We start from the raw sequence: 12,657 nt of genomic DNA on the forward strand, positions 1-12,657 counted from the left end.
GGAGACATCTCATCAATATCCTGTAAAAGGTGAGAAATCTCCATTTGCATGGTCGACTAGTATTCTAAAAATAAATTTGATAATAAATCTTATCATTTTATAAAAAAGATAGTTTTATGTCAGATTATGCTTTCTCTAAGGCTTTTGTAAATTGATTACCAGGTCTTTTTAATCCAAGATGGTCACGTAAAGTTTTTCCAGTATATTCTGTTCTAAACAGCCCTCTTCTTTGTAATTCCGGAATGACAAGATCAACAAAATCTTCAAGTCCACCCGGGAAATATGGTGCCATAATATTAAATCCATCTGCCGCATCATTAATAAACCATTCTTCCAACTGATCAGCGATTTGTTCAGCTGTTCCCTTAATTGTACGGTGGCCTCTTGCGCCAGCAATTCGCAAACTAAGCTGCCTGATTGTTAATTTTTCTCTCTTAGCCAGGTCAAGAAGAAGTTGATAACGACTCTTTCCGCCGTTTATTTCATCGACATTTGGCAAATCAGGAAGCGGTCCATCAATAGGATAAGGTGATAAATCAATCCCAAGCAAACCGGATAAAAGCGATACCCCAAGTTCCGGAAGAACAAGTTCTTGTAAAAGTTGTTCCTTTTCCTTTGCTTCTTGCTCTGTTTTTCCTATGATAGGTAAAACGCCAGGCATAATCTTCAAATCTTCAGGAGAACGGCCATAATCTTCTACTAAACTTTTTACTTCTTTATAAAAAGCCTGCGCTTCTTTTAATGTTTGCCAAGCGGTAAAAATAACATCAGCTGTTTCAGCAGCCAGTTGTTTGCCTGCCTCAGATGATCCTGCTTGAATAATAACCGGGTGACCTTGCGGAGGATTCGAAATATTTAATGGACCTTTTACTGAAAAAAATCTTTTCTGATGATTTAAAGTATGAACTTTCTTCTCATCGGCAAAAACCCCTGATTTCTTATCAATAATTAATGCATCTTTTTCCCAGCTGTCCCATAACCCTTTCACAACTTCCAAAAATTCTCTTGCTCTTTCATAACGGACAGCATGCTCTAAATGATTTTTTCTGTTAAAATTCAATGCTTCGCTTTCCAAATTGGAAGTTACGACATTCCAAGCGGCCCGGCCTCTACTTATGTGATCCAATGAAGCCACTTTGCGTGCAATATGAAAAGGTTCATTATAAGAAGTGGAGATGGTTGCCGCAAGGCCGATATGCTTTGTTACTGTTGAAAGTGCGGATAAAAGTGTCAGCGGTTCAAAGCAAATAGAAGCCTTATATTTTAGTGATACATCATCATCTTGTACTGAGAGAACATCAGCTAAAAACAGCATGTCAAACTTTCCCCGCTCAGCTGTTTGAGCAATATTTTTATAAAAATCAATATTCAAAATATCAGTGGCTCCTGCTTCAGGATGACGCCAAGCTGCTACATGATGACCTACACTCATAATAAAGGCCCCTAATTTCATATGACTTTTCCCATTGCTCACTATTGATTCCTCCTATTCTATTCTTTTTGTGGTTTCCAATTCGAAAACTTTTTTTCTATCCTAATCAGCACAGCGTTGATTAGATAGCCAATAAATGAAATAGTAATTATCCCGGCATACATGTTTGGAATTTGAAAACTGAATTGCGAATAGTTGATTAAAAAGCCAAGACCTGCTTTTGCTCCAATCATTTCAGCAGCGATGAGTACAAGGATGGAAAGAGAAGCTGCCAATCGTAAGCCGATGAAAATAGAAGGAATAGCAGCCGGCAAAATAACTTTTTGAAATATTTTAAAAGGTGATAATCCAAGCGATTTAGCAGACTTAATTAACAGTGGGTCAACATTTCTTACCCCGCTAGTCGTATTTAATAAAATAGGCCATAAGCAACCATAAATAACAACTGCAATTTTCGATGTTTCGCCGATACCCAAAATCAAGGTAAAAACAGGAAGCAAAGCTAGAGGAGCTGTATTTCTGAACACTTCTATAACAGGATTTAATAAATCGCCGGCTAATGTGTACCAACCAATCAACAATCCTACTGGAATGCCGATTAGTACAGCTAAAAAATAACCTGAAATAGAACGAACAAGGCTGGCGCTGATATGACTTGTTAATTCTCCTGACAACATGAGCTGCCACCACGTTTGTAGCACCTCTGATAAGGGCGGCAAAAACACTCTATCCACCAACCCTGCACGAGGTAAAACTTCCCAAAAAACAAGGAACAATAACAGAAAGATGCTTTTTTTCATAGTTTTTTTCAGAAATGGCATAAACCATTTAATAGAATGACTTTTGCTGGGTCGTTTCTGAAGTGTACCTGTTAGTTCGATATTACTCATTGATCACACCGCTCCTTTTTTGAATTTACCGGTTCGTTCATCCACTTGGGACGGAAAATCGATTAATTCATTAACTTGCGCTTTCATCACTTCCTGGCGCAAATGGCTCCATACTTCTTCTCTAAGTTCGGCATAAAGATGGTGGGAACGCAAATGTTCATCTCTGTCATGAGCAGTAAAGGGAATATCAATTATTTGTTTAATTTTCCCGGGTCTACTTGTCATAATGGCTACTCGCTGTCCAAGAAAAACAGCTTCATCAATACCATGAGTAATAAAGATAATAGTTTTTTTTGTTTTTTCCCATATTGCTAATAATTCGATTTGCAAAGAATCACGTGTTTGAGCATCTAATGCAGCAAAGGGTTCATCCATTAATAAAATTTCCGGGTCGTACGCTAAGCTTCTGGCAATCGCCACTCTTTGCTTCATTCCGCCGGATAATTCATGTGGATAATGATTGGCAAACCTTGAAAGTCCGACTAATGATAAATATTCTTTTGCGATGTCAATTCGTTCTTTTTTCGCTATACCTTTTGCTTCTAATCCAAATTCAATATTGCCAAGGGCCGTTTTCCATGGAAATAAAGCATACTGCTGAAAAACAATCCCTCGGTTTAGCCCCGTTCCTTTAACCGGTTGATTATCGATTAACAATTCCCCCGAAGTGGGTTCCGATAAGCCTGCAAGCAAATCTAATAGTGTAGATTTTCCGCAGCCGCTCGGACCGACAATCGTGAAAAATTCTCCATTTTGAATCTCTAAATTAATATTTGATAAAGCGGTAAATTTCTGGTCTTTTTCGCCATCGTTATTGTCCTTGCTTTTTACGACGAATTCTTTGCTAACATTTCTTAAGATTATTTTCGGATTCATAAAAAGAACAGCTCCTTTTCGTCATTTTTTTGCATAGGGATTGTATTTATTTGTAAAAAGACTCGTAGCTTTTACCTGTCCTTTTTGCAGCTGCCCTTCCTGCTCTAATTGCTTTATCCACATCTGTGCTTCTTTTTCTTGAATCACTCCTCCTTCTGTTGCTACACCATAACTTTTCCAGTACTTCAATGCAGAAGTATCCTCTGACTTATTTCTTTCTTTCATGATTTTTTCCATCCGAGCGATCACTTCTTCGCGCGGTGTTGTTTTTGACCATTCGATGGCTTTTGCTACCCCTTCAACAAACTTTTTCGCTGTGTTCGGATTTTCTTTTGCAAAGTCTTTATTTAAAACATATCCGCCAGCACTGAAAGTCCCATACAAGTCATAATCACTGAATAAAAGTTTCAATCCGCCGCGCTCCAATGCTTTATCTTGTAGAGCGCCATTGATAAGTCCGACATCAATTTGGCCCTTTCGCAACGCCTGTTCAATATTAATTGGCGGCATCGCTAAAAGTGTCACCTTTTTAATTTCTTTTTCTGTTAAGCCGTTTTTTCGCAAATATTCTTTAACGATGAATTCACCATGTGCACCAAGTGTATTCATCGCAATTTTTTTACCTATTAAATCACGGGCTGTTTTAATCTCGCTGTCTTCTGTTGTAAAAGCTCCGAAAAACGTTTTTTCATTCGTTCCATAATAATTAATGACCCATTCCACATTCGCATTTGTTGCAAGTAATTTAATAATCGCTCCATTAAATGCACCCCCAAAATCTGTTTCACCTGTTGCAGCTGCCTGAATGCTTTCGGGTCCTCCGTTGACAAATCCTTTTAAATTTAATTTGATTGGACCTAGATATCCTAAATCTTCAGCTAGTTCTGCGGGATAAACAGAACCTGTAAATGCTAGATAATCAATGGTTGTTTTTTCATGTTTTGTTTCTGCCTTACTTCCCTTTACACTGCTATTTCCGCAGCCTGCTAAGCTGAAAGCAATTAATAATAATAGAAAACTAGCTAATTTTTTCTTCATTTGTTCTCCCCCACGTTTCATGCAAAATAAATAAAAAAAGAGACACAGTCTATTAAATAGAATCCGTGTCTCCGGTTGCCCGGTAGAACCATACATTCATCATTCATTTTTCGGTTTAATTGACTGGATTTAGGTGATGATCTGAATTCTAAAGAGTGGAAATTGTAACAATATCATTCATCCAATTACCTGCCTTTCAAATAATAAAAGCTCCAATCCCTACAAATTGTAGAGTCTGGAGCCTTCGGTTTTCCGATCAGCTTCACTATTCATTTATACACCTCACAAACTTTTATCTCCCCTTTTAGATAAAACAAAGACCAATATCTATGTACTCCATTTACTTACTAATACACTACAATTTGAATAATATTAATTGTTAGTATTTTAATTCAAATTAATCATATCTGTCAACTTGGTTTTACTAAAAATAAAATTTATTGCATTTTTTCTAAATATGTAAGATATCAGTCGCTATTGAGAAAAATTTCCCCATTTTTTCTTTTTATATTTTCTTCCGAAATATTATTACATAACTTAAATAAGATCTTTGACGTTCCTCAATTTCTGGATTACGAAGCTGCTGAAATATTTGAAATTCAAATTATTAATCCTTAAAGTCAAGATTCGATTTAGAAGTGCTATGTTAGGAAAAAGGGCCAGTTCTTCATCACTTTAACGAGATGAAGACTGAGCCTTATATACTCAGAGCGATATCACTTATTGAGGTATTTAATGATCATTTCTTCTGTGAGGTTTGCCCCTTCTCTCGGCACAACAATGGCTTTTACTGATTCGCCCCATACAGGGTCAGGCACACCGAAAACTTTGACATAGAGAATCCCTGGATTGGTATAAAGCACTTCCTTATTTTCACGGGGATAAATATTTACACCGCCGCTGATAAATAAAAAATGGAGAAAAAAATTTCCTTTAATTAGGACAAAAACTTTCGAAAATTCTATTTACTTATCGGAATAATATGAATAAAATATAAAAACAAAATAGCTTGAAGCTGATTGGACATCCAAAAGCTCCTGAGTGTATCTACATTCGGGAGCTTTTTTGTTTCCTTATTTAAAAAGGAAGGTGAGAAAAATGAACATTGATCACATTGAAGCGTTTATGTATGTCGTCCATTTTAACAACATTCATAAAGCTGCCGACGCGTTGTTTTTATCACAGCCGACGGTTACGGCACGGATTAAGGCATTGGAGCGCGAACTGGACACGGAACTATTTGAACGGGAGGGTAGAGGCATAACGCTGACGGAAAAAGGAAAAATGTTCGTTCCATATGCTGAACAGATTCTCCGTACTTTCCAGCAAGGGAAAAAACAATTGAAAAAAAGAACGGATCAGGAAGAGGTTGTCATCGGAGCCAATCTCATTACATCCCAATATTTTATTCCATTTGCACTGCCGCTCTGGAAAAAAGCGCATCCGGATCTTCGCTTTAAGTTTATCTCAGCGTCTAACGAAGTACTGATGGATAAGCTTCTTCAAAAACAGATTGATGTGGCGTTCATGAAAGAAGTGTCGCATCATGCGTTGCAGCACAAACCACTCCTCGACAATTCGATACGGCTCGTTGTAAAGCCGGGCCATCCATTTCAATTTCAGTCCAAGTTATCCGCACAGCATCTGGCTCTTGAACCTATGGTGTTTTTTGAGTGCGGTGCATTTGACTGGAATCGTGTCCACAAAATCTTTGAAGTAGCTAACGTTGAACCGCGGATTGAATTTCAGGTAGATCATCTTGAAGTTGCCAAGTCTCTTATTCTAAGTGGAAATGGATTCGGATTTTTACCATATTTATGTATAAAAAATGAACTAGAGACCGGCCAGCTTGTGGAAATCAATGTCGATCATTTGATGATGCTAAAACAGCAAATTCATGGAACGTATTATGGACCTGAAGCCCCTTTTTTATGGAATACCATTCTTTTATCGATTGAAAAATTTGAAAAAAACGCTGTTTCATTAATACCCCAAACGAATTGATAGAATTTATTAATGAATTGTTTAAATCTTTCTATCACCGGAAGTATTGCCTTTTCACTGTTTCCGGTGGTAGGATAAATCACAACAAAAACCAATTATTCACACCTGTGAACTAAGAATTAATACAGGAGGAAAACGCGTATGAGTTATCAGCTTGGTTTGTTAGATCAAAGTCCGATTAATGAGGGCTCTTCGGCGTATGATGCCTTGCAGCAAACAGTCCGCCTCGCTCAAAAAGCCGAAGAATGGGGCTACTCGCGTTTCTGGGTATCGGAGCACCATCATACGGAACAGCTGGCTGGATCGTCACCGGAAGTATTGATTTCGTATTTGCTCGCCCGGACGAAGTCGATTCGAATCGGATCAGGTGGGGTCATGCTTCAACATTACAGCCCTTATAAAGTCGCTGAAAATTTCCACGTTTTGTCTACTCTTGCACCTGGAAGAGTAGATCTTGGCATCGGAAAGGCACCGGGTGGACTTCCATTGTCAACAAAAGCGCTACAATTCGGAACCATAAATGACGGAAAAGATTTTGAAGAGCGGTTAATTTTTTTACGAAAATTAATTGAAGATTCAGTCGACAAACATCATCCGCTCGCTGGCATAAAAGCTACACCAATACCGCCGGAAAAACCTGAAATTTTTTTGCTTGGGGCCAGTCCACAAAGTGCACAGCTAGCAGCTGATCTTGGAATTCCTTTTGTATTCGCCCTATTTATTAATGGTGATATCAACGTGCTTGAAGAAGCGGCACACGTTTATCGAAATAGATATCCGGATGGACGTTTTATCGTATCAGTTGCAGTTGTTGCCGCCCCTTCCCAAAAAGAAGCAGAACAACTGGCGGGAGATCAAAAAATATTTAAAGTACATCTTCAAAGCGGTCGTAAGGTAACTGTTCAATCATTAGAACAGGCACATGCATTCGGAAAGCAAGCTGAAGAAGCTTACAAAATTGAAGAACAAGCAAGCAATATTATTGCCGGAACCCACTAGCCTTGCATAAAAGTAAATAAATTCAATATTTTACTTTATTTAACATAATCTTTTTTAATCTAGATGCAAAAAAGGCTAACTCCATTTAAGTTAGCCTTTTTTGTCCCATTTATTTGAATTTATGTATATTAATTGTAATTTATACTTCGTTTATTATTTTTCCTTTTTTGGCTTTATCATTGCTACTTTTTCTGCAAAAACTAAGTCTTCTTCCTTTTTTTTAGGTACTTTTTGTCGCCCTTTTGATGTCCTTGTACACCTTCGATTCAGTTCTTTTTCAAATTCCTGCCAAGATAAATGTAAATAGGTTCGGATTAACCGCAGTACTCCCCATATTGTTTTTTTCGTTTGTGTCTTTAGTTTTATTTGTAGTACTAGCCCATAGGCAATCAGCGAAAGAAACATCTGATTCCAGATTCCTTGGGGTTTTGTACTCCAAATTTTGGTTGAACGAAGATGTTGTTTAATCCATCTAAAGAAGATCTCAATCGCCCACCGATGACGGTAGATTTCCATTATTTGTTCAGGCGGTAAGTCAAAGCGTGTGGTAATAATTCGGTATAGATGTCCTTCTTCATCAAAAAATTCGACGAGACGTACCGGGTGCAATTTCTCGTTCGAGGTTACACCAATCTTTACTGTCGCATCCATACGAATCAACGGATGGTTTAAAATTTTTCTATCGAGATAGATTACCTTGTGCTGCTCTTTAATTCTTACAATGAAAGAAATACCACGTTCCGCCCAGTTATTGATTTTTTTATGAGAAGCATATCCACGATCCATGACGTAAGTTGAATCAGATTCAACCACAAGGAAGTCGGAACCTTCAAAATCACTGACATTTCCAGTTGATGGAATAATTTGGTCTGGAAAAGCAATGTCTGGAGAAGCTACCACTAAACGGGTGTGCATTTTTACCTGAGTAGAATTTTTTGATACATAAGCCCAGTTAGCTAACTGTTCAGGCAGCTTAAAGGAAGAAGAGTCAATTATGGCTAATCTCCCAATTCCCTTTGGTAGACCAGATAAATTTCTAGTTTGAATTTCAATATCTTTGACCACTCGAAAAAAAAGATCTTGTACCCATTCAGTTGGTAATTCATTTATCCTACGGCTTAGTTGTGAACCACTTATGCTTTCTAAATTTAGGCTTTTCATGAGGTCTTTATCAGCCCGTAATTTCTCCTCTATATCAGTATATGAGCTCCAATTACCCAGCTGAGCAGCAACAAAAATTTTTACAAGGGCATCAGCTCTTAATTTTTTTTGATCATAGTTTAAAAGAGGACAGGAAAGCTTTTCCGTAGATAAAAGGGAAAAACATTGACGAACAACAGATGGTTGAGCTATATTTACATTGCTCATGATAAAAACTCCTTTGTAGAAAACTTGTTGATGGGACAACAAGCTAACAATTCTACAATAGGAGTTTTTTTCTTTTTAGTAAACCTTTTTTTATTTTCCTGAATTTGTAACCTTTGCAAGGCTAGTGGCCGGAACCCCTTTATATGTAAAAAAAGTCTTAACAAATTTTCATAAAGCATATCAAGTGGATGAATTTATTTTGCATACCCCACTTCAAAAAGTAGAAGAACGGATTCGGTCTTTTCAATTGTTAAGTCCGATCCACTTGATTGAGGACTTAATAATTGAAGAAAGGGATGATAAATATGTCTCATAAAAAACAAATTAAATTTGGGATCATGTTGCACGGTCCAGGCGGTCACATGAACGCATGGAAAGACCCGAGCGTTCCAAAAGATGCCAGTGTTAACTTTCAATATTATAAGTCCATTGCTCAGCAAGCGGAGGAAGCTGGATTTTCTTTCGCCTTTGTTGCAGATGGATTATATATTAATGAAAAATCAATTCCTCATTTCTTGAACCGCTTTGAGCCGATAACCATTTTATCTTCCCTTGCAGCAGTAACATCGAAAATAGGGCTGGTTGGTACCGTATCTACGACTTACAGTGAGCCATTTACTGTTGCCCGACAGTTCGCATCACTAGATAAAATAAGCGGGGGTCGTGCTGGATGGAATGTAGTCACTTCCCCATTAGAGGGATCTGCAAAAAACTACAATAAAGGAGAACATCCATCTCATTCACTTCGGTATGAAATTGCGGAAGAATATTTACAAGTAGTAAAAGGATTGTGGGATTCATGGGAAGATGATGCATTCGTACGAAACCGTGAAACCGGACAATTTTTTGACCTTAATAAGCTTCATGTTTTGAATCATAAAGGTCGTTTCTTTTCTGTCGAAGGTCCGTTAAATATCGAACGATCACACCAAGGGCAACCCGTCATTTTCCAAGCAGGTTCATCAGAAACTGGAAAAAATCTGGCTGCAAAAGAAGCAGATGCTGTTTTCACAAATGCAGAAACGCTCGAACATGCACAAGAGTTTTATGAAGATGTGAAACAGCGGGCAGAAACGTTTGGACGGAGCAGAGACGAGATTCTCATTTTTCCGGGTATTCATCCGATTGTCGGTGCAACCATTGAAGAAGCGGAAGAAAAATACAGAGCGATTCAAAACCTTGTGTCGATCGAAGAGGCACTCAATTATTTAGGGCGATTCTTTGATCACTTCGATTTCAGTGTGTTCCCACTCGATGAGCCGTTCCCGGATGTGGGTGATGTCGGGAAAAACAGCTTCCAGTCAACAACCGATCGGATTAAGCAAACCGCACGCGAAAAGAACTTGACGCTGCGTGAAGTGGCCTTGCAAGTAACGTCACCAAAAGGTACTTTTTTTGGAACATACGAACAAGTAGCCGACCAATTAATTGCTTGGGTGGATGGCCAAGGCGCTGATGGATTCATTTTCGCCCCACCTGTCTTAGGCAGCGGCTTATCTGATTTTATCCAGCACGTCATCCCGATTCTGGAAAAGCGGGGCTACTATAGTCGGGAGTATCAGAGTGATACATTGCGCGGAAATTTAGGGCTGCCATACAAAGAAAATATATATGCAAAAAAATCAATAGAATCAGTTCACTAATAGGGAGGAATTTAAGATGTCAAAACCATTATCAGTTATCGTATGGTCAAAAGAAGGATGTCACTATTGCGACGAAATCAAACAATTTTTAAAAGAAAAACAGGTTGACTATCAAACAGTCGATGTAACGAATCGGGATGAACTACGAGATATTTTAGAAATTAAATATGGCATTCGCCACGTACCAGTTGTTGAAATTGGCCAAGATAACGTTTATAAAGGTGTAACAAATGTAGGGACACACTTTCTTGAAAAAGAGTTAAAAAATATTTATAGCGAAAAATTACTGTTTTAATTCTGATTATTTTTATTTGTAAACAATGTATTGATAAACATTTTTAATCGTTTTCTTATCACTCAATTCTCATAACATGATCTGATAATGAGTAAGATCAGAAAAAATTACAAAATTTAATTTAAAAGAAACTACCTCTCTATTTTCTAATTATCTACTTAGAAATATCTGTATACATGAAGAAATAGTTCTTTAAACTTTTTATAAAATTTTAGTTTGAGAATACCAAAATATCATTATGTAACATTAAAAATCAGAGAATAGAAGGTGTTAATTATGCTAAAGCTACTAATAAACAGAGGAATTACCGCACTATTCGTTTTGTTTGGTTCGTTGTTTTTAGTTTTTTCTATAAATTATTTTCTACCGAGCGATGCAGTAGATCAATTATTGGATGGAACAGGGGCCAATCAAGAAATTGCCGATAGTCTACGAAAAGAGCTTGGACTGGATTTACCATTTCATCAACAATTTTTATATTATTTATCAAGCTTACTTCATGGAGATTTTGGGCAATCTATTATAAATGACGAGCCTGTCCTAGATAAAATTTTCGCTCAGTTTCCTGCAACTATCCTTCTGACGATTTCCAGTGCTGCTATCGCCATTTTTATTGGAGTCACTTTAGGAGTCTTATCGGCGATTCATCATAATAGCCTGATTGATTATGTTGCAAGAATAGTTGGTTTATTTGGGATATCGATGCCAACATTTTGGTCAGGTATCTTGCTAATTTTGTCTTTTTTCATTCACTTGGGGTGGTTTCCAGCCATGGGATCAGATGGTTTTAGTACGTTAGTTCTACCTAGTATAACATTAGGATTCGTAGGAGCGGGGTTTATAGTTCGAATTGTTCGTAATAGTATGCTTGAAGTGATCAATGAACCATTTATATTAACATTACGTTCCAAAGGAATTCCAGAACGGCTTGTTTTGTATCAACACGCCTTGCGTAACGCACTTATTCCTGCACTTACAATGATTGGAATAATTATCGGAGATCTTCTAGGAGGAGCAGTTGTTACTGAAACTGTGTTTGCTAGACAAGGAATTGGAAGGATTGTTGCAGATGCAATAATGTCAAAAGATTTACCAGTTGTTCAAGGTGTTGTCTTCTTTACGGCGATTATATATGTTTCATTGAATTTAATAGTTGATATCTCTTATTCATTGATTGATCCCAGAATTAGACGTAGTCAGTTAGGAGGATAAGCTATTGAGAGAAATATTTTCAGTACCCATGAAACCAAAAGTTGTTTCCGTTTCTCACAGAAAATATTTCAGAATTAAATTTTTGCGCTTAGAAAATTTGTTTATTTTCTTATCTGTATCAATCATAATTTTTCTAACTATCTGCGCCATAGTACCGCAGTGGATAGCACCTTATCCCCCAACTAAAATGTTTTCTGATCAAATTCTGCAGCCTCCTTCAGCAGATCATTTGTTTGGCACAGATTATTTTGGAAGAGATGTTTTTAGTGTTGTTGTATATGGAAGTCGTTATTCATTATTAATTGGCTTTTCTGCGGTCCTAGTAGGTGGATTTATTGGCAGTTTAATTGGCATTATTTCCGGTTATGTTGGTGGAATTGTTGATACCATTTTTATGCGATTTATCGAAATATTACAAACTATTCCTGGTATTTTATTGGCTTTAGCTCTTGCAGCTGCGCTCGGAGCCAATTTTTTTAACCTCATACTGGCGATAGCGTTTGCTTCGTTACCGGGCTATGCAAGAGTAATGAGAGGTCAGATTCTTAGTGTAAAGAATAGAACGTTTGTATTGGCCTCAAAATCCATTGGTACTTCTAATATAATCATTTTTTTTAAACATGTTTTACCAAATTCTTATCCACCTTTGTTAGTGATGGCTTCCAATGGTTTGGGAACAGCTATTTTAATTGGAGCGGGTTTAAGTTTTCTTGGATTAGGCGTTGTGAATGAGATTCCGGATTGGGGGGTTTTATTATCTCAAGGAAGAAGTTATTTAGCAGTTGCTTGGTGGATTGCTACATTTCCCGGTTTAGCGATTACTACGTTTGTACTTTCTGTGAATATAATCGGCGATCATTTCCGTGATTATTTCGACCCCAAAAAAAGAATAGCCTGAAG

12 protein-coding genes are annotated in these 12,657 nt (G+C 37.4%); 6 read left to right on the forward strand and 6 right to left on the reverse strand.

Going from position 1 to position 12,657, the window contains the following annotated elements:
- Positions 1-124 precede the first annotated feature (124 nt).
- The 5 genes from PB1_RS04695 to PB1_RS18025 form a co-directional block, all read right to left on the reverse strand.
- The gene (locus PB1_RS04695) at positions 125-1,474 is read right to left on the reverse strand and encodes an LLM class flavin-dependent oxidoreductase (RefSeq protein WP_003351068.1); all 1,350 of its coding nucleotides are present in this window, start codon (positions 1,472-1,474) and stop codon (positions 125-127) included.
- 17 nt (positions 1,475-1,491) lie between these two features.
- Positions 1,492-2,322: an ABC transporter permease gene (locus tag PB1_RS04700; RefSeq protein ID WP_003351069.1), complete on the reverse strand. Its 831-nt coding sequence runs from the start codon at positions 2,320-2,322 to the stop codon at positions 1,492-1,494.
- Between the two features lie 3 nt (positions 2,323-2,325).
- A complete protein-coding gene (locus PB1_RS04705) occupies positions 2,326-3,198 on the reverse strand; it encodes an ABC transporter ATP-binding protein (protein ID WP_003351070.1) in 873 nt (290 codons plus the stop codon).
- 21 nt (positions 3,199-3,219) lie between these two features.
- Entirely contained in the window at positions 3,220-4,236 is a 1,017-nt protein-coding gene (locus PB1_RS04710) for an ABC transporter substrate-binding protein (protein ID WP_003351071.1), read from the reverse strand.
- A 716-nt stretch (positions 4,237-4,952) separates the two neighbouring features.
- Positions 4,953-5,099 (reverse strand): AMP-binding enzyme, encoded by a 147-nt coding sequence (locus tag PB1_RS18025; protein ID WP_003351072.1) that lies wholly within the window; start codon positions 5,097-5,099, stop codon positions 4,953-4,955.
- Positions 5,100-5,334: 235 nt separating this feature from the next.
- Between PB1_RS18025 and PB1_RS04715 the strand changes: the two genes are divergently transcribed.
- Together PB1_RS04715 and PB1_RS04720 are read left to right on the forward strand one after the other, a co-directional pair.
- Positions 5,335-6,240 carry a LysR family transcriptional regulator gene (locus PB1_RS04715; protein ID WP_003351073.1) on the forward strand — a complete coding sequence of 302 codons (906 nt, stop codon included), beginning with the start codon at positions 5,335-5,337 and terminating at the stop codon, positions 6,238-6,240.
- A 141-nt stretch (positions 6,241-6,381) separates the two neighbouring features.
- Entirely contained in the window at positions 6,382-7,239 is an 858-nt protein-coding gene (locus PB1_RS04720; RefSeq protein WP_003351074.1) for an LLM class flavin-dependent oxidoreductase, read from the forward strand.
- 153 nt (positions 7,240-7,392) lie between these two features.
- Here the strand turns inward: PB1_RS04720 and PB1_RS04725 are convergent, their stop codons facing one another.
- Positions 7,393-8,607, reverse strand: a complete 1,215-nt coding sequence (locus PB1_RS04725) for an IS4 family transposase (RefSeq protein ID WP_003350293.1) — start codon at positions 8,605-8,607, stop codon at positions 7,393-7,395.
- 305 nt (positions 8,608-8,912) lie between these two features.
- Here PB1_RS04725 and PB1_RS04735 point away from each other — a divergent pair, with 305 nt between their 5' ends.
- The 4 genes from PB1_RS04735 to PB1_RS04750 all read left to right on the forward strand — a co-directional run bounded on the left by PB1_RS04735 (position 8,913) and on the right by PB1_RS04750 (position 12,655).
- Entirely contained in the window at positions 8,913-10,250 is a 1,338-nt protein-coding gene (locus PB1_RS04735) for an LLM class flavin-dependent oxidoreductase (protein WP_003351078.1), read from the forward strand.
- A gap of 16 nt (positions 10,251-10,266) precedes the next feature.
- Positions 10,267-10,545 carry a glutaredoxin family protein gene (locus PB1_RS04740; RefSeq protein ID WP_003351079.1) on the forward strand — a complete coding sequence of 93 codons (279 nt, stop codon included), beginning with the start codon at positions 10,267-10,269 and terminating at the stop codon, positions 10,543-10,545.
- A 276-nt stretch (positions 10,546-10,821) separates the two neighbouring features.
- Complete coding sequence (locus PB1_RS04745; protein ID WP_003351080.1) at positions 10,822-11,757, forward strand: ABC transporter permease; 936 nt, start codon at positions 10,822-10,824, stop codon at positions 11,755-11,757.
- Positions 11,758-11,761: 4 nt separating this feature from the next.
- The gene (locus PB1_RS04750) at positions 11,762-12,655 is read left to right on the forward strand and encodes an ABC transporter permease (RefSeq protein ID WP_003351081.1); all 894 of its coding nucleotides are present in this window, start codon (positions 11,762-11,764) and stop codon (positions 12,653-12,655) included.
- The last annotated feature ends 2 nt before the right edge of the window (positions 12,656-12,657 follow it).

The sequence above is a fragment of the Bacillus methanolicus PB1 genome (assembly GCF_000262755.1).
In the GTDB taxonomy this organism is placed as follows: Bacteria; Bacillota; Bacilli; order Bacillales; family Cytobacillaceae; genus Bacillus_Z; species Bacillus_Z methanolicus.